We start from the raw sequence: 21,838 nt of genomic DNA, 5'->3' as shown, positions 1-21,838 counted from the left end.
TCGCGCGTCACCTCAGAGCTTGATCTCGATGTCGACGCCCGCCGGCAGGTCGAGACGCATCAGCGAGTCAACCGTCTTCGGCGTGGGGTCGAGGATGTCGATGAGGCGCTTGTGCGTGCGCATCTCGAAGTGCTCGCGCGAGTCCTTGTACTTGTGCGGCGACTTGATGACGCAGTACACGTTCTTCTCAGTGGGCAGCGGCACCGGGCCCGCGACCGACGCACCAGTGCGGGTCACCGTCTCGACGATCTTCTTCGCCGAGGAGTCGATGACCTCGTGGTCGTAGGCCTTGAGCCGGATGCGGATCTTCTGTCCCGCCATGGCTACTAGTAGTCCTGTCTCTCGTAACGCTCTGGAACCCGAGGGCTCTCTGGACTCCTCCTCCGACCCACGCGGTCGGGCGTGTCGCATCCCCTCTACGAAAATCTCCCGAAGGAGATCCCAACCAAGGGGGTGCGGGCCCGAGGACCGCGGAACCGGGGGTGGAACACCCGCCGGGCGCCTGGCCGGCGCCCTGCCTCGCTTCCCGGAAGATTCCCGTACGTCCGGCCCCAGGGGCCGACGAGTACTGTGGGACTCGCTTCCGGTCCTCCCGGCGGGAGGCGCGCGACATTGACACTCAACCGAGCAACCTGGTCAGTGTGCCATACAGGGCGCGGGCCTGGCCAATCGAGTCGGGAATCCTACCCCGCGCAGGCGACTGCTCAAACGCGGGCGCGCATCCGGCGGCGCGCACGGGCCGGACCGGCCCCCTCCTCCGGCCCGCCGCGGCCCGCCCGGAGTGCGCCACCCCACTCCCCCGCCGGGCAACCCCCCGGCCCCCGCCTCCGTCTTCCTCCTGCGCGGGCGCGGCCCACCGGCCGCCGGCCTGCCGTGGAGTGCCAGGGAAGTACGCGGGACGGGGCAGGCCGTGCCCCCGCCGCGGGAGAAGCGGACGGAGTACGCGGCGTGACGGATCGATCCAGGGGCGTGGACCGGCGGGCGGCCCTGCTGGCCGCCGGGACCGCCGCCGCGGCCGCCGCCCTCGCCGGGTGCTCCGTGCCGGCCCCCCGACGGCGCGGCCCCGCCCCCGACCCCGCGCCCGGACTGCCGATCAGCGGCGCGCCGCGGGCCCTGCTCCTCCAGGTGCTGGCGCACCCGGACGACGACCTGTACTTCATGAACCCGGACACCCGCGAGGCCCTGGACGCCGGGACGCCCGTGGTCTGCGTCTACCTCACCGCGGGCGAGGCCGACGGGGTCAACAGGATCCCCGGCGCCCCGCGCCCCGCGCCCGACCGCGCCGCGTACTCCGCCGCCCGCCACCAGGGCCTGCGGCAGGCCTACGCCGAGCTGCTGGGGCTGGACCGCTTCACGCCCTGGGACCGGACCGTGCTGCGCCTGGCCGGCGGCCACCGGGCCGAGGTCGACGTGCTGGCGGAGGGGGCGCGCCGGGTCGAGCTGGTCTTCCTCAACACCGCGATGCACACCGGGCGGGGCCGCCTCGGGCTGCCCAGCCTCTGGCAGGACCGCCGGCTCGTGCTGCGGACCGTCGTCGCCGACGGCTCGCCGGTGGAGCGGGCCGGCTCGTACACGTACGACAGCCTCATAGACGTCCTCGTCGAGCTGCTGGAGCGGTACCGGCCGACCGTCGTGCACACCCTGGACCCGGACCCCGACCTCCAGGCGAGCGGTGAGCGGCAGCGCCGCCGGGACAGCGAGCAGCGCGGCTACTCCGACCACGCCGACCACACCGCGGCCGGCTGCTTCGCCTGGGCGGCCCTGATCCGCTGGGTCGCCCGCGCGACGGGGCGCGGGGAGCCGGTGCCCGGCTTCGCCACGGCCTCGTTCCGGGGGTACTACAACCGGCACTGGCCCAAGAACCTGCCGCCGGCGGTGCTGGCGCGGAAGGCCGCCCACCTGGTCCCGTACGGCGGCTCGCCCGACTGGGAGTGCGGCAACCCCGCCGGCTGCGGCGACTACAACGTGGGCGGCGACCGGCCGCTGACCAACCGCAAGGGGTGGGTCCGTTCCACGTACCACCGCCATCCGGGGCCCCGGCCGGTGGTCGCCGCCGGGCCGGACGGCCGGCTCGCGGTGTACGGGGTGGTGGGGCTGCGGGCCGTGCGGTGGAGCGAGAGCGCCCCCGGCAGCGGCGTCCTGGACGGTCCGCGGGACCTCGGCGGCGGGCCGCTCGCCCCGGTGCTGGGCGCGGCGGCGACGGCGGACGGACGGCAGTTGCTGTTCGGGCTGCGGTTCGCGGCGCTCGGGGGGCACGGTTCGGACAACGAGCGGGAGATCGTGCTGCTGGAGCAGTCCGCGCCGGGCGGGCCCTTCGGGGCGTGGCGGGGGCTCGGCAACCCGTCGAGCGGCCGGGACCACGGCCGCCGCGTCGGGGTCCCGGTGGCGGTGGCCGCCCCGGACGGCCGGGTGCACCTCTTCGTGCGCAACGCGGAGAAGGGGCTGAGCACGCGGGTGCGCTCCGCGGTCACCGGCCGCTGGAGCGCCTGGCGGGACATGGGCGGCGGCGAGGTCCAGGACGGGGTGACCGCGGTCGTCGACGCGGCCGGGCGGGTGCACGTCCACGCGGCCGGGCACCACCACGTGCACCACTGGACCCAGGACGCCCCGGACGCCGACGTCACCGCCCGTACCCAGCTCACCGGCCACCCCGTGCCCGCCCACGCGCCGGCCGCGCTCCCCGCGCCGGACGGGTCCGTGGAGCTGTACTACCGGCCCGCGGCGAAGGCGGGGCTGGCAGCCGTGCGGGCGGACGCGGCGCCGGGGCCGCGGTTCGGCGGCTACGGGCCGGTGGCCGCGGCCCTCTCCCCCGGCGGGCCGGTGCTGCTCGGGCGCTCCTCGGAGGGCCGGGTCCAGGTCCGCACCGCCGAGGGCCTCGCGGTGCGGACGCGGGGGCCCGTCGCCCTGGACGGCACGGCCCTGCACCTCGACGGGGCGGGCCGGCCGGTGGTCGTCGGCTTCGGGCCGGACGCCGTGCCGTGGGTGTGGCGGCCGTAGGAACCGCGCCGGCGGCGCACGCCCCGCGCACGCGGTATAACGCCGCGTTATGGCCAAACGTGAGTACCCCGCCTCGTCGCGCTCCGGCACCCTGTTGCCGACCGCCCCCACAGACGCGCCGACCCAGCGCGTCCCGCGAAACGAGGACCTTATGCGTATTGCCAGGTTAGTGCCCGCTGCCGCCGCCGCAGCGGCCTGCGTCGTCGCCCTCTTCGCACCCAACGCGGCGGCCACCCCGGCGCCCCCGCTCCAGGACTCCCCGCCGCCGTCGGCCCAGATCATCGGCGGCGGCTACGCCCAGAACGCCCCGTGGGCCGCGCGTCTCCTCTCGAACGGGAGGGAGACCTGTTCGGCGACCATCATCGCGCCGACCTGGATCCTCACCGCCAAGCACTGCGTCAGCGGCGGCGGCCTCTCGTTCCGCATCGGCAGCCTCGACCAGCACAGCGGCGGCACGGTCGCCAACGGCGCGCAGACCTACACCCACAGCTCGGACCTGGCGCTCGTGCGGCTGGACCGCTCGGTGCAGGCGACCTACTCGCGGCTCGGCCAGCCCGGCTCGGTCAGCGTCGGGCAGAGCGTGCAGGTGTGGGGCTGGGGGGCCACCTCCCAGTGCGGCTCCGAGGCCACCTGCCAGTCCCGCTACCTGAAGGTCGCCAACGTGACGGTGACCGGCGGCTGCGGTGACGCCTACGGCGGCTCGGCCATCTGCGCCCGCCGCGGCAACGGCATCACCGCCGGCGGCGACTCCGGCGGCCCGATGACGGCCAACGGCGTCCAGGTCGGCGTGGCCTCCACCAGCGACCGGCAGACCACGACCGCGTACACGAACGTGACGGCGTACCGGTCCTGGATCCAGTCCATCGCGGGCGTCTGAGAGTCCGTCTCCCCCGAGAACGTAGGGCCTCCGCACCCCACCGCCCTGGGGTGCGGGGGCCCTACAGCCATCCGTGGCGCTCCGCGATCCGCACCGCGTCGACGAGGGTGCGGGCGTGGAGCTTCCCCACGGCCGACGACAGCCGGTTGCGCACGGTCCCCACGCTGAGGAAGAGGTCGGCGGCGATCTCCCGCGAGTGGGCGCCGGCGGCGGCCAGCCGGAGGGCCTCGGCCTCCTTGTCGGTGAGCGGGCTGGGCGCGGACCGCTCCGCCCCGCGCATCCGGGGGTCGATGACCCGGCCGCCCGCGGCGATCCGGCGGACGGCGTCGGCGGTCCGCGCGGCGCTGGTGCTCTTGAGCAGGTATCCGGCGGCCCCGGCGTCCAGGGCCCGGCGCAGATGGCCGGGACGGTCGAGCGCGGTGAGCATCAGCGGGGCGCACGCGGGCCGGCTCCGGGCCAGTCGGGCGGCGACGGCTATCCCGTCCAGGCCGGGCAGGTCGATGTCGAGCAGCGCCACGTCCGGACGCAGCCGCTCCGCCTCGGCGAGGGCGGACGGGCCGTCCGCCGCCTCGCCGACCACCCGGATGCCGATCTCGGCGGCCAGGAGTGCGGCGAGCCCGGACCGCACCACGTCGTGGTCGTCGACCACCAGCACCCTGATCACAAGATCGATTATGGCCGAGCGGGGCCGGCCGCCGGCCCGTCGGCTCCGGGGTGCGTGTGCTGCGGCTCCGGGGTGCGGAGCCGCAGCACACGGGGTTCACCCGGTCGTCAGAGCCCGTTCCCAGGGAACGAGTTCGTCGTCCGGCCGGGCGTCCCTGCCGGCGGAGTACGTGACCGCGCCGACCGTGACCTCCAGCAGGTGGGAGGAGAAGACCCGGAGGAACTTCTGCCTGCTGAGGGTCGCCTGCCCGGAGAAGACCCGCGCGAGGAACGCGCCGACGTCAGCGGCGGCCACCTCGTCGAAGGTCCAGTCGTCCAGGAGGACCCGTACGGAGTCCGCGTCGGGCGACCCGCCCATGAGGCCGACGTACACCTCGGAGCCGCGCAGCGTGCCGTCCCAGTCGGCGAACCAGCCGCCGTCCTCGACGTCGCGCTGCTCGAAGGCGGCGCCCTCGGCCCCGCAGGACTCCAGGGCCGCCTCCGCGAGGGCCACCGGGGCGAACTTCCCGTCGTGCCGGGGGGTCACAGCCATCTCCCCACTCTCAGGTCCCAGTGCCGCTTGCGGCCCCACTTCACCCGGAAGACCGTACGGGCCTTCTTGATGCCGAGCGTCCGCTTGAAGCCCACGGCACTCCATCCGATGCCGAAGTTCTTCCGGTTGAAGAAGCCCTGGCGGCCCCGGTGCATGTCCCCGAAGAGCCGGCTGCGCTCGCCGAAGAAGCGGTTGTTGTTCCAGGATGCCCCGCGGGCGCGGTACTGCATGACCGCCTTGGTGTACTTCTTCTTCTTCTTGTACGCCTTGTAGGCGCGGTATCCGGTCTTCGCGGCCCGGTAGGCCTTGCCGCAGTGCCGGTAGCAGGCCCATCCGACGCGGACCGCCGCGACGACCAGCGGGACCCAGCGGCCGTCGAGGTCGTACTTGTTGACGGGGTCGCCGTAGGCGTACTCGTACCGGTTGGCGCTGCCTCCGGGCACGGGGTCGGTCTGGAGGAAGCGGCCCGTCCGCGGGTCGTACAGGCGTACGCCCATGAGCACGAGCCCGGTCGGCGTCTCGCTGGAGCGCTGCTTGCCGCCCAGCCAGCCGTAGCGGGCGGGCGCCTGCCCGGTGCGGGGGTTGCCGTACTCGTCGCTGTCCAGCGCCACCGGGGCCTGCGCGGCGTCCAGGGGGAGCTGGAGGGCGACGCCCCCGTGGATGGACGTGAGGTGCAGGACCGTGTCCCCGGTCTTGCCGGTGGTGGCGGCCAGGTCCCCCGACGCGGAGTCGACGTTGCGGGTCACCGCTCCGCCGGCGGTGTCCTCGACGATCCAGCGGGGGTTGTCGCCGTCGCCGTCGTAGTGGTTCCGCTTGGACGCGGTCTGCGTCCACGTGCCGCCGTTGTTGGTCTCGGTCCGCCAGGAGCGCAGGCGCAGCGCCGCGTCGAGCAGCCAGGTCTGGCGCTGCCCGCCGGCGGTCTGCTGGTGGACGAGGTCGTTGGCGTAGTAGCTCAGGGAGCCGTGGTGCGGGGTGGCCGTGGTGCGGCCGAAGGCGTCGTAGCCGTAGCCGGCGTCGACGAGGCGGTCGGCGGTGTCGTAGCCGTGGTTGGCGGTGGTCCCTCCCGTGGTGGGGCAGTCGGCGCCCGGCGAGCCCGCCGCCGTGGTGAGCGCCGTGCGGTTGGAGCGGGCGTCGAAGGTGTACGAGCGGCGGGTGCAGACGGTGTCCGCCGTGTCCTCGACCGCGGTCAGCCGGCCCGCGGCGTCGTAGCGGTAGCTCTGGTCCGACCAGCCGGCGTGGGTGGTGACCTGCCCGTGGACGGACTCGGTCACGGTGTCGGAGTAGACGATCGCACCGTCGGCGTCACGGGTGTACGTGCGGTCGACGGTCGCGCCCGTGGTGTCCTCGGTGGTGGTGAGGGTGTAGCCGCCGGGCAGCTTCTCGGTGGCCACGGACTCGTCCGCGTCGTAGGTCGCCCGGAAGACGCCCGCGACGGAGTCGGTGGTCGAGGTGGCCAGGCCGCGCGGCTCGGCGCTGTGGTCGTAGGTGTACGTGACGGTCGAGGGCACGCTGTCCGTGACCTTGACGGGGCGGTCGAGCAGGTCGTACTCGGTGCTCGTCCGGCCCCCGTCCGCGTCGGTGTACGCGATCTGGCGGCCGAGCTTGTCGAACGCGCGGGTGATGGCGCCGCCGGTGGGCGAGACCGTCCTGAGGGCGCGGCCGGTCACCGGGTCGTACTCGGTGGTGACCTCCGGGACGGCCGCGCCGGCGGTGCCGGTGACGGTCGTCCTCTCCGGGCGGCCCGCCCCGTCGTGGGTGGTGGTGGTCGTGCGGGTGGCCCCGTCGGCGCTCTCCACGACCTTGGCCGCGTTGCCCCACCAGTCGTACTCGGTGGTGCTCACCGGCAGGGTCGCGGGGTTGGTCCCGCCGGTGATCGCGCTCGCCGGACCGGTGGAGCAGACCAGGTCGGCCCACTCCGGGCGTCCCTCGCAGGCGCCGGCGCCGGTCGCCGACCAGTAGGTGGTGACGGTGGTGGCGGCGTCGGCCCCGTTGGAACCGGGCGAGACCGTCTTCGTCTCGCGGCCCTGGGCGTCGTACGCCTTCCGGGTGGTGATGGCGGCCCCGCCGGGGTCCTGGACCGTGCTGGTGGGCAGGCCCTTGGCCCAGTCGTAGGCCGTCCGCGTGACGCGGGTCTCGGCGTGGACGGCCGGGTGCTCGCGGACCTGGGCGCCCGTGGTGACCGTGGTGGCCTGGTCCTTGACCTTCGCCGTGCCGTCGGTCGGGCGGCCCTCGTCGTAGCCGGTGGTCTTCCAGGACCGGGCGACGACCGAGGAGCCGGCCGGGACGAGGGTGGTGGCGCCGGACTTCAGGTCCGCGGTGAGGTCGATCCGCCGCAGCGGCCCGAACTCCTCCAGCTCGCGCGTGCCGCTCTCGTTGTAGACGCTGCGGGTCGCCAGCAGGTCGGCCCGCTCCGCGGGGCTGAGCCCGGCGATGCCCAGCTCGGCCTGGACGGCCCGGTCGGCGGCGCTCAGGCCGAGGGCCACCGCGCGGTTGGCGGCGGTCAGCTCGCGGACGGTGGAGCCGAAGCGGTCGTACTCGGTGGTGCTGGTGTGCCCGCCGGGCGCCACCGTGTTGCTCTCCCGGCCGGAGACGCCCAGGTAGTGCAGCTCGGCCCGCCGGTAGTCGGCCGCGCCGAGCGCGCTGCCGGAGTGGGCGGTGGGCACGGAGTCGGCGGGGAAGACGGCCGTGGCGTCGGTGGGCACGTCGTTCTGCCCCCACGCCGCGACGTCCGCCGCGCCCATCCGGTAGGGCGCGGAGGTCCCGGTCAGCGGTACGTCGTAGACGATGCTGGTGGCCGCCGTGCCCTCCTCGACGTCCGTGGTGCCCTGCTTGAGACCGGCGCGGGACGCCTTCAGCAGCATCCCCTCACCGGCGGCGTCGGAGGCGCCCGCCTTGCCGTAGGTGAAGCTCCACGGCAGCTCCGACTGCTGGTGCAGCCAGATCACCCGGCCCGCGGAGTCGTAGGAGTACTGGGTCTGCGTGGTCTGGGACAGGTTGGGGTTCCACTGCTGGCGGAGCCGCCCCTCGACGTCGTACCGGTAGGTGGCGACCGCCTTGGACGTGGCCGCGGCCGCGCCGGGCTGGGTGGACCAGAGCCGGATCTCCTTGACCTGGCCCGCGTAGTCGCCGAAGTCCTCGGCGGTGGTGCTGCCGGTGGCCGTGGTGGCGGTGGCGTACACGAACTCCAGCGCGCGGCAGCCCTTGGTGGAGGGCGTCGCGGTGCAGGCGGCGGCGGTGGCCGCGGAGGTCGGGGCGATGACCCGCTTGGGCCGGGCGAGCTTCTTGCCGTCCACGGTCACCGTCTCGGAGACGATCGTGGTGGTGGAGTCGGCCAGCCCGTCCAGCAGGGTGCTGGAGACCTGCCAGGTCTCGGCCGCCGCGTCCGGCTTGGTGAACTCCGTGACGGTCCCGTCGGTGTCCGACAGGGTGAAGGAGGAGGCCACGCTCCCCCTGAGCGTCAGGTCCTCCGACCCGGCCTCGGCGATCCAGCCGTTGCGGGCCGCGTTCGCGGTGAAGTGGACCGCCTCGCCGTCGTCCATCAGCACGTCGACCGCAGTGTCGGAGACCCGGCGCAGGTGGGTGTAGTCGGACTCCGTCGTCTCGGCGACGGTGCCCACCACCCACTCCTTGCCGAAGACCGGCGCCTGCCCCTCCTGGTCGCCGCCCTTGCGGGGCGTACGGGAGGAGGCGGTGCGGGAGACGGCCAGGTCGAACGCGGAGGCGTCGGTGGCGGACAGCGTGTAGTCACCGGTGAGCAGGTTCAGCGAACCGGGGCCGACCTCGTCGGAGGCCGCGCCCCCGGCCGCGCGGTCGACCACGACGCCGAGCGGCGCGGTGCTGCCGGCGGCGGAGTTCGGGCCGGTGAAGTCGGCCTTGATCTGGACCGTGCCGTCCGGGTCGACGGTGGAGGTCGCGTTCCAGGTCAGGGCGGCGTTCCTGCCGTTCGTCAGCGGCACGGGCCACGCGCTCAGCGGGGCGCCGCCGGAGGTGACGTCGCCCGCGGGGATCTTCACCCACGGGTCGGCCTCGGAGCGCCGCCAGGAGAAGGAGACGGCGTCGTACTTGGCGGCCTCGGCCTCCGCCAGCAGCAGCAGCCGGCGTGCGGTGCGCTCGCCCTCGGTGGGCTGGACGAACCCGCCGGGGCCCGCGTGGAAGGTGTACTCGATCGCCTCGGACTTGTTGTCCGCCTTGTCGACCGCGCGCACGTGGAGGGTGTGGGTGCCGTCCTTGGGCGGGGCGACGCTGATGTTCTTGGCGGTGGCGGCCCCGTCGGTGGCGACCTTGGTCCAGGTCACCCCGTCCAGCGACCACTCCAGCCAGTGGTGGTCGGACCCGCTCGGCGGCGTCACCGTGAAGACGCCCGCCGTGCCCGCGCCCTTGACCCACTGACCGCTCGGGTAGTCCGTCGAGGCGATCCTCGCCGGGGCGGAGGGGGCCCTGGTGTCGACCGTGAAGGTCTTCCACGCGGACCAGCCGGTGTTGTAGTGCGCGCCGTCGTAGGGGTTCGTACGGAACTTGTACGTCTTCCCCTCGGCCAGCACGCCCGCCGGCACCGTCACCGACGCGACCTGCCCGGAGGGCACGTACTTCGACACCAGGACGTTGCCGACCTGCGTGTTGGTGGCGTTGTCGAAGATCTGGAAGGTCCCGTTGACCTGGTCGCCGTTGGCGTCGACGAAGGTGTCGCGCAGCGTCGGCGTCAGGGTGTTGACCGTGTACGCGCCGCCGTAGGAGAAGTACGGCGGACCCGCCTCCTGCTTGGTGCCGGTACGGGGACGGTAGTTGTACGTCACCACCAGCTTGGGCGGGTTGGCGGCCGCGTTGGCGGAGTTGACCCGCTTCCACTGGGCCGTCGCCGCCTCGTCGGCGGCCCGCAGCCCCAGGTGGCCGCGGGACGCCTGGGCGGAGGCCCACTCCTGCACCAGCGTGGTGACGTCGGCGTTGATCCAGCCGTCCGGGGCGGACGTGCAGCCGGCGTTGCCCCTGGTCTCCGTCGAGGTGGCCCTCTTCGCCGTCCACGCGGGCTGCGCGGTCCAGCGCGAGGCGGTCGAGGCGGCCCCGGTGGACCACACCTCCCACGGGTGGGCCTTGCAGTCGGTGTTGCCGGAGTGGAAGTTCCACAGGGACAGCTTGGCGCTGGTCACCAGCGCGTCCCGCACCGGCGAGGTGTTCCAGGAGATGAAGGAGCGCGCGGTGCGCGGGGTGCCGTCGGCGTTCTTGGTGCCGGGGTTGCCCAGGTCCAGCTCCACGTCCGTGGACCAGTCGCGGGTCTCGCCCTGCTGGACGTAGGTGTCGAAGACGTTCGAGAGCGCCGAGGTGGACGGGTCCACGGTGACGGGGTACTTGGTGGCCGGGTCGGCCAGGAAGTCCGCGTCCGGGGTGACCACCAGCTCGACGGCGCCCTTGGCGCGGACGACCTTCATGGCGACCGGCACCCGGCGCGTGTGCTCGCCCGAGACCCCGTCGACCGTGGAGTCCCACATCACCGGGGCGGGCATCACCGCCCGCTTCTTGTTCTTCCGGTCGGTGAACAGCACGCTGCCGTCGGGCTGCCCCTTCGCCGTCAGCCCCTCGGCCTTGAGCGGCAGGGTGTACGTGTAGCCGGCGGCCGGGCGCTTCTTGATCTCGACGTACTGCTCGAAGCCCGTACGGGTCGCCTCGACGACCACGTCCGCTCCCGGCAGGGCCTCGGGGTACGTGGCCCGCGTCCCGTCGAGTTCGGGTGCGGGCAGTCCGCCCTTCCACTGGAGCGTGATCCGCTCGTCGCCCTCACCGAGGGTGACCAGGTCGCGGGCGGGGGCGCGGCCCGCCTCGGCCAGGGTGCGCGGCGGCGTGCCGCCCCTGCCCGCGAGGCTCAGCCCGTTGGGGTGGGCCTTGGCCTCGACGCGGCCGTCCGCCTCGCGCAGCGAGACGTCGATGTCGGTCCAGGCGCCGTTCTCCTCGAAGCGGACCGGGCCGGCCGTCAGCTCGGTGGTGAGCGAGCCGTCCTTGTTCACCCACGTCGTGGAGGTCTCGGTCCGCTCCGACAGCGCCTCGACCCGCTTGCCCCGCAGCTTGGCGGCGACCTTGGCGGAGAGGATGTCGGCGGCCTGGTCCGGGCCCTGGGGGACGGGCTGCTCGACGGCCGGGGTGTTCGGCGCCTGCCGGGTGAGGGCCACGGCGTGGCCGCCCTCCGTCACCAGGGCCATCTCCACCGCCAGCACCATGGCGGCCCCGAGGGCGATCCGCGGCAGAAGGCGTCTTCGCCGCTGGAGGACCAGTGACGATCCCTGCCACGCGGGAGGTATGTGCTCGGACACGGTGCCAACTCTCTGTTGTAGGGGGCACGAAACAGAGGCGATCCAAGCAAGGGGGCCGGGGCCGGAGAAGTGAAGGTTTCACGAACCGCGGAGAGTTCACCGCCCCGTCTCCTCCACGGCGGACGCACAGGTCGGGGGGCGCGGGGCGAGGCGGCGCACCGCTGCGGGACAATGTGCCCACACAAGGTGACAGAGCGTGAGGAAGGCGGCGAGGGGACGGATGCGGGGGGCGCCAGGCCGTACAGGAGGTGTGCCGCAGGGCGCGGGCGTGGCCTTCGCCGCGCTCGTCGTGCTGGTGGTCGGGTCGCTCGCGCTCGTCGCCCTGGAGGTGGCGGCCTCGCCGCTCGGCCGGCGGAGCGTGGTCGTCGGCCTGACCGTGCTGGTGCTGATGCCTGCGGTCATGCTGGGCCAGTACGCCCCGCCGCCGTACCGGCTGCCCTACCGCCGGCGGTGGGCGCTGCTGCTGGTGCAGGCGGTGCTGACCTACCTGCCGCTGCTGCTGTTCCACCACCGGTGGCTGAGCCTGCTCGGCTTCCTCGCGGGGGCCGTCCTGCTGACCCTGCCGGCGAACGCCTCCGTGCCGACCGCGCTGGCGGTCGGGGCGAGCGGTCCCCTGCTGGCCGCCACGGGCCTGATCGAGACCGACCGCAGCCCGCTGAACGTCCTGCTCGGTACGGCGATCACCGCGACCACGGTCTTCGCGGTCGCCCACCTGGCCCTGCTCACGGCCCGGCTGCACGGCAGCAGGGAGCACGCGGCGCACGTCGCCGAGCAGCGGGAGCGCGCCCGGATGCGGCAGGACCTGCACGACCTCGTCGGGTCGTCGCTGACGGCGATCGCGCTCCAGGGCGAGACGGCGCTGCGCGGGGCTCCCCCGCGGGACGCCGGGGCATCGGGCTGCGAGGGCCACCGCGAGGCGCTGGCGGAGATCGTCGCGCTGGCCCGCCGGCTCCACGACGACGTGCGCTCGATCAGCGGTCCGGACGGCGGCGGGCTCTCCCTCTCGGAGGAGCTGGCGCACGCCCAGCGGGTGCTGACGGCGGCCGGGGTGGAGGTGCGGACCGTGCTGCCGCCGTGCGTCGACCTCGACCCGGCCGCCATGAGCTGTCTGTCCTTCGTCCTGCGCGAGGCCGTCGCCAACGTCCTCCAGCACAGCCGGGCCACGACCTGCGCGATCACCCTGCGGGCGGACGGCGCCGCGACCCGGCTGACGGTCCGCAACGACGGGGCGCCGGCGGCTCCGGCCTCCGGGCGGCGGGGCACGGGCCTGGCGGGGCTGCGGGGCCGGGTCCTCGCCGTGGGCGGGACCTTCGCGACCGCCCTGGAGGACGGCGCCTTCACCCTGACGGCCACCGCGCCCGCGGCGGGCGTCCCGGCGGCCGACGCGCCGGCCGCGTGACGGGCCCGCCCGCGCGGCAGCCGCACGCGGGGGCCGCGCACGGCGAAGGGCCCCCGCCTCTCTTCCGAGAGACGGGGGCCCTTCTTGCGACTCAGAGAGCCACCAGGTCGAGCAGTCGAGCGACGACTACTTGTTGATCTTGGTGACCTGGCCGGCGCCCACGGTCCGACCACCCTCACGGATGGCGAACTTCAGGCCCTCCTCCATGGCGACCGGCTGGATGAGCTGGACCGACATGACGGTGTTGTCGCCCGGCATGACCATCTCGGTGCCCTCGGGGAGGGTCACGACGCCGGTCACGTCCGTGGTACGGAAGTAGAACTGCGGGCGGTAGTTGTTGAAGAAGGGGGTGTGACGGCCACCCTCGTCCTTCGACAGGATGTAGGCCTGGGCCTCGAACTCGGTGTGCGGCGTGACCGAACCGGGCTTGATGATGACCTGGCCGCGCTCGACGTCCTCGCGCTTGATGCCACGGAGGAGCAGACCGACGTTCTCACCGGCCTGGCCCTCGTCGAGCAGCTTGCGGAACATCTCGATGCCGGTGACCGTGGTGGTGGTCTTCTCGTTCTTGATACCGACGATGTCGACGGTCTCGTTGACCTTGAGGACACCACGCTCGATGCGACCGGTGACGACGGTGCCACGACCGGTGATCGTGAAGACGTCCTCGATCGGCATGAGGAACGGCTTGTCGACGTCGCGCTCGGGCTGCGGGATGGACTCGTCCACCGCGGCCATCAGGTTCAGGACCGACTGGCCCCACTCCTTGTCGCCCTCGAGCGCCTTGAGCGCCGAGACGCGCACGACCGGAAGGTCGTCGCCCGGGAACTCGTACTCGGAGAGGAGCTCACGGACCTCGAGCTCGACGAGCTCCATGATCTCCTCGTCGTCCACCATGTCGGCCTTGTTCAGCGCGACGACGATGTACGGAACGCCGACCTGGCGGGCCAGGAGCACGTGCTCCTTGGTCTGCGGCATCGGGCCGTCGGTGGCGGCGACCACGAGGATGGCGCCGTCCATCTGCGCGGCACCCGTGATCATGTTCTTGATGTAGTCCGCGTGACCGGGGCAGTCGACGTGCGCGTAGTGACGCGACTCCGTCTGGTACTCGACGTGCGCGATCGAGATGGTGATACCGCGCTGGCGCTCCTCGGGAGCCTTGTCGATCTGGTCGAAGGCCGAGGCCTCGTTCAGGTCGGGGTACGCGTCGTGCAGCACCTTGGTAATGGCGGCCGTGAGGGTCGTCTTACCGTGGTCGATGTGACCGATGGTGCCGATGTTGACGTGCGGCTTAGTCCGCTCGAACTTCGCCTTCGCCACGGGGTCCTCCTGGAGTGGTTCTGTACGCCTTGCTTCATCGGCGCCAGGTGATCTTTGCTGGGATGCCGGTGCCGGGGGCATCCGCCGCGTCGCTGTCTGCTCTGCGGCGGATGCCCTACCGGGCTCCGGTGACAAGCCTAAAGCGTGAGCTCGGGAGAGTTACTCGCCCTTGGCCTTCGCGATGATCTCCTCGGCGACGTTCCGCGGAACCTCGGCGTAGGAGTCGAACTGCATCGAGTAGCTTGCGCGACCCGAGGTCTTGCTGCGGAGGTCTCCGACGTAGCCGAACATCTCCGAGAGGGGCACGAGGCCCTTCACGACGCGAGCGCCGCTGCGCTCCTCCATGGCCTGGATCTGGCCACGGCGGGAGTTGAGGTCGCCGATGACATCGCCCATGTAGTCCTCGGGCGTGGTGACCTCGACGGCCATCATCGGCTCCAGGAGCACGGGAGAGGCCTTGCGGGCACCCTCCTTGAACGCCTGGGAACCGGCGATCTTGAAGGCGAGCTCCGAGGAGTCGACCTCGTGGTAACCGCCGTCGAGAAGGGTGACGCGGACGCCGACCATCTCGTAACCGGCCAGGATGCCGAACTGCATGGCTTCCTGGGCGCCCGCGTCCACCGAGGGAATGTACTCGCGGGGGATGCGGCCACCGGTGACCTTGTTGACGAACTCGTAGGAGGCGTCGCCACCCTCGATGGGCTCGAGGGCGATCTGCACCTTCGCGAACTGGCCGGTACCACCAGTCTGCTTCTTGTGCGTGTAGTCGATGCGCTCGACGGCCTTGCGGATCGTCTCGCGGTACGCGACCTGGGGCTTGCCGACGTTCGCCTCGACGCGGAACTCGCGCTTCATGCGGTCGACGAGCACCTCGAGGTGGAGCTCGCCCATACCACCGATGATGGTCTGGCCGGTCTCCTCGTCGGAGTGCACCTGGAAGGAGGGGTCCTCCTCCGAGAGCCGCTGGATGGCGACACCCAGCTTCTCCTGGTCACCCTTGGACTTCGGCTCGATGGCGACCTGGATGACCGGCGCCGGGAAGTCCATGGACTCCAGGATGACCGGGCTCTTGTCGTCGCACAGCGTCTCACCGGTGGTGGTCTGCTTGAGACCCATGACGGCGATGATGTCGCCGGCGCCCACCGATGCGATCTCCTCACGCTTGTTCGCGTGCATACGGTAGATCTTGCCGATGCGCTCCTTCTTGCCCTTGACGGAGTTCAGCACCGCGGTGCCGGCCTCCAGGCGACCGGAGTAGATCCGGACGAAGGTGAGCTTGCCGAGGTGCGGGTCGCTCGCGATCTTGAACGCCAGGCCGGAGAACGGCTCGTCGTCCGAGGGCTTGCGCTTGATGACGACCTCGGGGTCCTTGACGTCGTGGCCTTCGATGGCCTCGACGTCCAGGGGGGAGGGCAGGTAGCGGACGACCGCGTCGAGCAGGGGCTGGACGCCCTTGTTCTTGAACGCGGTGCCACAGAACACCGGGGTGACGGTGACGGAGTCGGCGCCGCCCTTCGAGGCCAGCGTGATGCGGCGGATCGCCTCGTGCAGCTGCTCCTGGGTGGGCTCGTTGCCCTCCAGGTACAGCTCCATCATCTGGTCGTCGTTCTCGGCGACGGCCTCCAGGAGCTTGCCGCGCCATTCCTCGGCGGCGTCCTTGAGGTCGTCCGGGATCTCGACGATGTCGTACATCTCGCCCTTGGCGGCCTCTTCGGGGTACACGAAGGCCTTCATCGACACGAGGTCGACGACGCCGCGGAAGTCCGCCTCGGCGCCGATGGGGAGCTGCATGACGATCGGGGTCGCGCCGAGGCGGTCCACGATCATGCTGACGCAACGGAGGAAGTCGGCACCGGTGCGGTCGAGCTTGTTGACGAAGCAGATGCGCGGAACGCCGTAGCGGTCCGCCTGACGCCACACGGTCTCGGACTGCGGCTCGACGCCCGCCACACCGTCGAACACGGTGACGGCGCCGTCGAGGACGCGGAGCGAACGCTCCACCTCGACGGTGAAGTCGACGTGACCCGGCGTGTCGATGATGTTGATGGTGTGGTCAACATCGTTGAGCGGCCAGTGGCAGGTCGTCGCGGCGGACGTGATCGTGATGCCGCGCTCCTGCTCCTGCTCCATCCAGTCCATCGTGGCAGCGCCGTCGTGGACTTCACCGATCTTGTAGCTCACACCGGTGTAGAACAGAATCCGCTCGGTGGTGGTCGTCTTGCCCGCGTCGATGTGGGCCATGATCCCAATGTTGCGGACCTTGGCCAGGTCAAGCGAAGTGGTGGCCATAAGGCTCTGTCTTCTCTCGGTCTCGATGGGGGTAGCGACTACCAGCGGTAGTGCGCGAAGGCCTTGTTGGACTCGGCCATCTTGTGGGTGTCCTCGCGCTTCTTGACCGAAGCGCCGAGGCCGTTGGAGGCGTCGAGCAGTTCGTTCATCAGGCGCTCGGTCATGGTCTTCTCGCGGCGGGCGCGGGAGTAGCCGACGAGCCAGCGCAGGGCGAGGGTGGAGGCGCGACCGGGCTTGACCTCGATCGGCACCTGGTAGGTGGCGCCACCGACACGGCGGGACTTGACCTCGAGCGAGGGCTTGACGTTCTCAAGCGCGCGCTTCAGCGTGATGACCGGGTCGTTGCCGGTCTTCTCGCGGAGGCCTTCCATGGCGCCGTAGACGATCCGCTCGGCGGTGGAACGCTTGCCGTCGAGGAGGATCTTGTTGATCAGCGACGTGACAAGAGGAGAGCTGTAGACCGGGTCGATGATGACCGGGCGCTTCGGGGCGGGGCCCTTACGAGGCATTCTTACTTCTCCTTCTTGGCGCCGTAGCGGCTGCGGGCCTGCTTGCGGTTCTTGACACCCTGGGTGTCGAGCGAGCCGCGGATGATCTTGTAGCGAACACCCGGCAGGTCCTTCACACGGCCACCACGCACGAGCACGATGGAGTGCTCCTGCAGGTTGTGTCCCTCACCCGGAATGTAGGCCGTGACCTCGATACCGGAGGTCAGACGCACACGCGCGACCTTGCGGAGTGCCGAGTTCGGCTTCTTCGGGGTGGTCGTGAACACACGCGTGCAGACGCCGCGACGCTGGGGCGAACCCTCGAGCGCGGGCGTCTTGTTCTTCTCGACCTTGTCCTGCCGGCCCTTCCGGACCAGCTGCTGGATCGTAGGCACTACTTCTCCGGTTTCTGTGTGCCGTTCGTGAAACTAACCTGGAACATCACCGACCCACGCGGTCGGGTGTGTCGAATACCGCGATCTCCACCCGAGGGGCGGAAGAGGCGCGAATTGCGGTGGCAATGACGGGCTCGCCGTGCGGTTGAGGACACGCACCGGAGCCCAGGCACACCCCAGGCACAAGGCTTGAGCGTACCTACCTCACGCACTGGGGTCAAAACAAATGCCGTCCACCCCCGCGCGGGCGGCCCTCCGGAGGCCGGCGGGAGCCCCCGCGCCGCCGGTCGGCGCACCTCCCCCGGCCGGTCGGCCGGGGCTTCCGCCGCCCGTGGAGGCGTCCGTACCCCCGGAGCCCGCCCCGCCCCCGCACGCCCGCCGCGCGGCCCGGAGAGGGACGGCGGGGGCCCTTCCCGGCCGAGCGGCCGGGAACGCCGGAAGGCGGGACCACCCCGTGACGTACCGGTGTGGTCCCGCCTTCCGGCGTCATGCGACGGCTGCGCGCCTACTGGTTGTACGGACCGTAGTCGTAGTCCTCCAGCGGGACGGCCTGGCCGGAGCCGGTGCCGAACGGCGAGTAGTCGATGTCGTCGTAGCCGACGGCCGAGTACATCGCGGCCTTGGCCTCCTCGGTCGGCTCGACCCGGATGTTGCGGTAGCGGGACAGGCCCGTACCGGCCGGGATGAGCTTACCGATGATGACGTTCTCCTTGAGGCCGATCAGGGAGTCCGACTTGGCGTTGATCGCCGCGTCGGTCAGGACCCTGGTCGTCTCCTGGAAGGACGCCGCCGACAGCCACGACTCGGTGGCGAGCGAGGCCTTGGTGATGCCCATGAGCTGCGGACGGCCGGAGGCGGGGTGACCGCCCTCGGTGACCACACGGCGGTTCTCGGTCTCGAACTTCGACCGCTCCACCAGCTCGCCCGGAAGCAGCTCCGCGTCGCCGGACTCGATGATCGTCACCCGGCGGAGCATCTGCCGGATGATGATCTCGATGTGCTTGTCGTGGATCGACACGCCCTGCGAGTTGTAGACCCGCTGGACTTCGCCGACCAGGTGCACCTGGACCGCACGCTGGCCGAGGATGCGCAGCACGTCGTGCGGGTTGGTGGCGCCGACGGTGAGCTTCTGGCCCACCTCGACCGCGTCGCCCTCGCCCACGAGCAGACGGGCGCGCTTCGAGATCGGGAACGCCGTCTCGTCGCTGCCGTCGTCCGGGGTGACGATGAGCTTCTTGGTCTTCTCGGTCTCCTCGATCCGCACGCGGCCCTTGGCCTCGGAGATCGGGGCGACACCCTTGGGGGTACGGGCCTCGAAGAGCTCGACGACACGCGGCAGACCCTGCGTGATGTCGTCACCGGCCACACCACCGGTGTGGAAGGTGCGCATCGTGAGCTGGGTGCCGGGCTCACCGATGGACTGGGCGGCGATGATGCCGACCGCCTCACCGATGTCGACCAGCTTGCCGGTGGCGAGCGAGCGTCCGTAGCAGAAGGCACAGGTGCCGACCGCGGACTCGCAGGTCAGGACCGAGCGGGTCTTGACCTCCTCGACGCCGGCGGCGACCAGGGCGTCGATCAGGACGTCACCGAGGTCGACGTTGGCGGGCGCGATGACCTTGCCGTCCACCACGACGTCCTCGGCGAGCATACGGGCGTACACCGAGGTCTCGACGTCGTCCGTCTTGCGCAGCACGCCGTCCGCGCCCTTGACCGCGATCTTCAGCTTGAGGCCGCGGTCGGTGCCGCAGTCCTCCTCGCGGATGATCACGTCCTGCGAGACGTCCACCAGACGACGGGTCAGGTAACCCGAGTCGGCGGTACGCAGGGCGGTGTCGGCCAGACCCTTGCGGGCGCCGTGCGTGGAGATGAAGTACTCCAGCACGGTGAGGCCCTCGCGGAAGGACGCCTTGATCGGACGCGGGATGGTCTCGTTCTTCGCGTTCGACACCAGACCGCGCATACCCGCGATCTGCCGCATCTGCATCATGTTTCCTCGGGCGCCCGAGTCGACCATCATGAAGATGGGGTTGGTCTTGGGGAAGTTCTCGTTCATCGCCTCGGCGACCTCGTTGGTCGCCTTGGTCCAGATCGCGATGAGCTCCTGCGTGCGCTCGTCCTTGGTGATCAGACCGCGCTCGTACTGCTTCTGGACCTTCTCGTCCAGCTCCTCGTAGCCCTTGACGATGGCCTTCTTGGCCTCGGGCACGACGACGTCGGAGATGGCCACGGTGACGCCCGAACGGGTCGCCCAGTGGAAGCCCGCCGCCTTCAGGTTGTCGAGCGTCGCCGCCACGATGACCTTGGGGTAGCGCTCGGCCAGGTCGTTGACGATCTCGGAGAGCTGCTTCTTGCCCACCGAGTAGTCGACGAACGGGTAGTCCTCGGGCAGCAGCTCGTTGAAGAGCGCGCGGCCCAGGCTGGTCCGCAGCCGGAAGGTGTCGCCCGGCTGGTACTCGGGCTCGCCCTCCTCGGCGACCGGCGGCACCCAGCCGCGGGGCGGCATGGTGCCGACCGGGAAGCGGATGTCGACCTTCGCCTGGAGCGACAGCTCGCGGGCGTCGAACGCCATGATCGCCTCGGCCGTGGAGCCGAAGGACCGGCCCGCGCCCTTGACGTCGCGGCCCTCTTCGTCCGTGGTGAGGAAGAAGAGGCCGAGCACCATGTCCTGGGTCGGCATGGTGACGGGACGGCCGTCGGCCGGCTTCAGGATGTTGTTCGAGGACAGCATCAGGATGCGGGCCTCGGCCTGCGCCTCCGCGGAGAGCGGCAGGTGCACGGCCATCTGGTCGCCGTCGAAGTCCGCGTTGAACGCGGTGCAGACGAGCGGGTGGATCTGGATGGCCTTGCCCTCGACGAGCTGCGGCTCGAAGGCCTGGATGCCGAGGCGGTGCAGGGTGGGCGCACGGTTCAGCAGCACCGGGTGCTCGGCGATGACCTCTTCGAGGACGTCGTACACGACGGTGCGGCCGCGCTCGACCATGCGCTTGGCCGACTTGATGTTCTGCGCGTGGTTCAGGTCCACCAGGCGCTTCATCACGAACGGCTTGAACAGCTCCAGCGCCATCGCCTTCGGCAGACCGCACTGGTGCAGCTTGAGCTGCGGGCCGACGACGATCACGGAACGCGCGGAGTAGTCCACGCGCTTGCCGAGGAGGTTCTGGCGGAAGCGGCCCTGCTTGCCCTTGAGCATGTCGCTCAGGGACTTCAGCGGGCGGTTGCCGGGACCGGTGACCGGGCGACCGCGGCGGCCGTTGTCGAACAGCGCGTCGACGGCCTCCTGGAGCATCCGCTTCTCGTTGTTGACGATGATCTCGGGGGCGCCGAGGTCGAGAAGCCGCTTCAGGCGGTTGTTGCGGTTGATCACGCGGCGGTACAGGTCGTTCAGGTCGGAGGTCGCGAAGCGGCCACCGTCGAGCTGCACCATCGGACGCAGGTCCGGCGGGATGACCGGCACGCAGTCCAGCACCATGCCCTTGGGCTTGTTGCTGGTCTGCAGGAACGCGGAGACGACCTTGAGGCGCTTGAGCGCACGGGTCTTCTTCTGGCCCTTGCCGGTACGGATGATCTCGCGGAGGCGCTCGGCCTCCTCCTCGAGGTCGAAGGACTCCAGGCGCTTCTGCAGCGCCGCGGCGCCCATGCAGCCGTCGAAGTACGTGCCGAAGCGGTCACGCAGCTCGCGGTAGAGCAGCTCGTCGCCCTCCAGGTCCTGGACCTTGAGGTTCTTGAAGCGGCTCCACACCTCGTCGAGGCGGTCGATCTCGCGCTGCGCACGGTCGCGCAACTGCTTCATCTCGCGCTCGGCGCCTTCGCGCACCTTGCGGCGCACGTCGGCCTTGGCGCCCTCGGCCTCCAGCTCGGCCAGGTCGGTCTCGAGCTTCTTGGCGCGGGCCTCCAGGTCGGCGTCGCGGCGGTTCTCGGTCTGCTGGCGCTCGACGGAGACGTGGGCCTCCAGGGACGGCAGGTCGCGGGTACGACGCTCCTCGTCCACGAACGTGATCATGTACGCGGCGAAGTAGATGACCTTTTCCAGGTCCTTCGGCGCGAGGTCCAGCAGGTATCCGAGGCGCGAGGGGACGCCCTTGAAGTACCAGATGTGGGTGACGGGAGCGGCAAGCTCGATGTGGCCCATCCGCTCACGACGCACCTTGGCGCGAGTGACCTCGACGCCGCAGCGCTCGCAGATGATGCCCTTGAAGCGGACACGCTTGTACTTGCCGCAGTAGCACTCCCAGTCCCGCGTCGGACCGAAGATCTTCTCGCAGAAGAGTCCGTCCTTCTCGGGCTTGAGCGTGCGGTAGTTGATGGTCTCCGGCTTCTTCACTTCGCCGTGCGACCAGGTCCGGATGTCGTCCGCGGTGGCAAGGCCGATCCGCAGCTCGTCGAAGAAGTTGACGTCGAGCACTTGTCGTCAATCCCTCTTTCGGGGTCTCGTCTCAATCAATGGTCTGAACGGGTCCGGGGAGGGGCGGGGGGGGGGGGGGGGGGGGGGGGGGGGGGGGGGGGGGGGGGGGGGGGGGGGGGGGGGGGGGGGGGGGGGGGGAGCGGGGGGGGGGGGGGGTGGTGGTGGTGGGATCCG

The 21,838-nt window shown here is 71.4% G+C and carries 12 protein-coding genes; 3 read left to right on the top strand and 9 right to left on the bottom strand.

What is annotated here, in order from left to right; all coding sequences use genetic code 11:
* Positions 1-12: 12 nt before the first annotated feature.
* Entirely contained in the window at positions 13-321 is a 309-nt protein-coding gene (rpsJ, locus tag ACZ6EJ_RS23580) for a 30S ribosomal protein S10 (RefSeq protein ID WP_003948644.1), read from the bottom strand.
* Between the two features lie 648 nt (positions 322-969).
* On the opposite strand from rpsJ, the gene ACZ6EJ_RS23575 reads away from it, so the two are divergent.
* The gene (locus ACZ6EJ_RS23575; protein WP_469269793.1) at positions 970-2,997 is read left to right on the top strand and encodes a PIG-L family deacetylase; all 2,028 of its coding nucleotides are present in this window, start codon (positions 970-972) and stop codon (positions 2,995-2,997) included.
* A 151-nt stretch (positions 2,998-3,148) separates the two neighbouring features.
* On the top strand, positions 3,149-3,874 hold the full coding sequence (locus ACZ6EJ_RS23570) for a S1 family peptidase (RefSeq protein WP_469269783.1): 726 nt from the start codon (positions 3,149-3,151) through the stop codon (positions 3,872-3,874).
* Positions 3,875-3,935: 61 nt separating this feature from the next.
* Here ACZ6EJ_RS23570 and ACZ6EJ_RS23565 read toward each other — a convergent pair whose 3' ends face one another.
* From ACZ6EJ_RS23565 to ACZ6EJ_RS23555, 3 genes are all read right to left on the bottom strand, one after another.
* On the bottom strand, positions 3,936-4,538 hold the full coding sequence (locus ACZ6EJ_RS23565; protein WP_469269781.1) for a response regulator: 603 nt from the start codon (positions 4,536-4,538) through the stop codon (positions 3,936-3,938).
* 96 nt (positions 4,539-4,634) lie between these two features.
* The gene (locus ACZ6EJ_RS23560; protein WP_469269780.1) at positions 4,635-5,069 is read right to left on the bottom strand and encodes a hypothetical protein; all 435 of its coding nucleotides are present in this window, start codon (positions 5,067-5,069) and stop codon (positions 4,635-4,637) included.
* Positions 5,060-11,275: a DNRLRE domain-containing protein gene (locus ACZ6EJ_RS23555; RefSeq protein WP_469269792.1), complete on the bottom strand. Its 6,216-nt coding sequence runs from the start codon at positions 11,273-11,275 to the stop codon at positions 5,060-5,062. The genes ACZ6EJ_RS23560 and ACZ6EJ_RS23555 overlap by 10 nt, the downstream gene beginning before the upstream one ends.
* 343 nt (positions 11,276-11,618) lie before the next feature.
* Between ACZ6EJ_RS23555 and ACZ6EJ_RS23550 the strand changes: the two genes are divergently transcribed.
* Entirely contained in the window at positions 11,619-12,767 is a 1,149-nt protein-coding gene (locus ACZ6EJ_RS23550; RefSeq protein ID WP_469269778.1) for a sensor histidine kinase, read from the top strand.
* Positions 12,768-12,893: 126 nt separating this feature from the next.
* On the opposite strand, the gene tuf is transcribed toward ACZ6EJ_RS23550, so the two are convergent.
* The 5 genes from tuf to ACZ6EJ_RS23525 form a co-directional block, all read right to left on the bottom strand.
* Positions 12,894-14,087, bottom strand: a complete 1,194-nt coding sequence (gene tuf, locus ACZ6EJ_RS23545; protein WP_469269777.1) for an elongation factor Tu — start codon at positions 14,085-14,087, stop codon at positions 12,894-12,896.
* A 159-nt stretch (positions 14,088-14,246) separates the two neighbouring features.
* Positions 14,247-16,376 (bottom strand): elongation factor G, encoded by a 2,130-nt coding sequence (fusA, locus tag ACZ6EJ_RS23540; RefSeq protein WP_469269776.1) that lies wholly within the window; start codon positions 16,374-16,376, stop codon positions 14,247-14,249.
* 38 nt (positions 16,377-16,414) lie between these two features.
* A complete protein-coding gene (gene rpsG / locus ACZ6EJ_RS23535) occupies positions 16,415-16,885 on the bottom strand; it encodes a 30S ribosomal protein S7 (protein WP_003966970.1) in 471 nt (156 codons plus the stop codon).
* Positions 16,886-16,887: 2 nt separating this feature from the next.
* Positions 16,888-17,259 (bottom strand): 30S ribosomal protein S12, encoded by a 372-nt coding sequence (gene rpsL / locus ACZ6EJ_RS23530; protein ID WP_003948652.1) that lies wholly within the window; start codon positions 17,257-17,259, stop codon positions 16,888-16,890.
* 505 nt (positions 17,260-17,764) lie between these two features.
* Complete coding sequence (locus tag ACZ6EJ_RS23525; RefSeq protein ID WP_469269775.1) at positions 17,765-21,664, bottom strand: DNA-directed RNA polymerase subunit beta'; 3,900 nt, start codon at positions 21,662-21,664, stop codon at positions 17,765-17,767.
* Positions 21,665-21,838: the final 174 nt, after the last annotated feature.

This window comes from Streptomyces sp. NPDC041970, assembly GCF_055588985.1.
The sequence above is the reverse complement of the archived record's forward strand: the minus strand, read 5'-3'. Positions and strand labels throughout refer to the sequence as shown.

Excerpts from the sequence above, each read along its gene's own strand:
- ACZ6EJ_RS23560 (WP_469269780.1), bottom strand. The coding sequence starts at position 5,069 with ATGGCTGTGACCCCCCGGCACGACGGGAAGTTCGCCCCGGTGGCCCTC.
- ACZ6EJ_RS23555 (WP_469269792.1), bottom strand. The coding sequence starts at position 11,275 with ATGGTGCTGGCGGTGGAGATGGCCCTGGTGACGGAGGGCGGCCACGCC.
- rpsG (WP_003966970.1), bottom strand. The coding sequence starts at position 16,885 with ATGCCTCGTAAGGGCCCCGCCCCGAAGCGCCCGGTCATCATCGACCCG.
- rpsJ (WP_003948644.1), bottom strand. The coding sequence starts at position 321 with ATGGCGGGACAGAAGATCCGCATCCGGCTCAAGGCCTACGACCACGAG.
- ACZ6EJ_RS23570 (WP_469269783.1), top strand. The coding sequence starts at position 3,149 with ATGCGTATTGCCAGGTTAGTGCCCGCTGCCGCCGCCGCAGCGGCCTGC.
- fusA (WP_469269776.1), bottom strand. The coding sequence starts at position 16,376 with ATGGCCACCACTTCGCTTGACCTGGCCAAGGTCCGCAACATTGGGATC.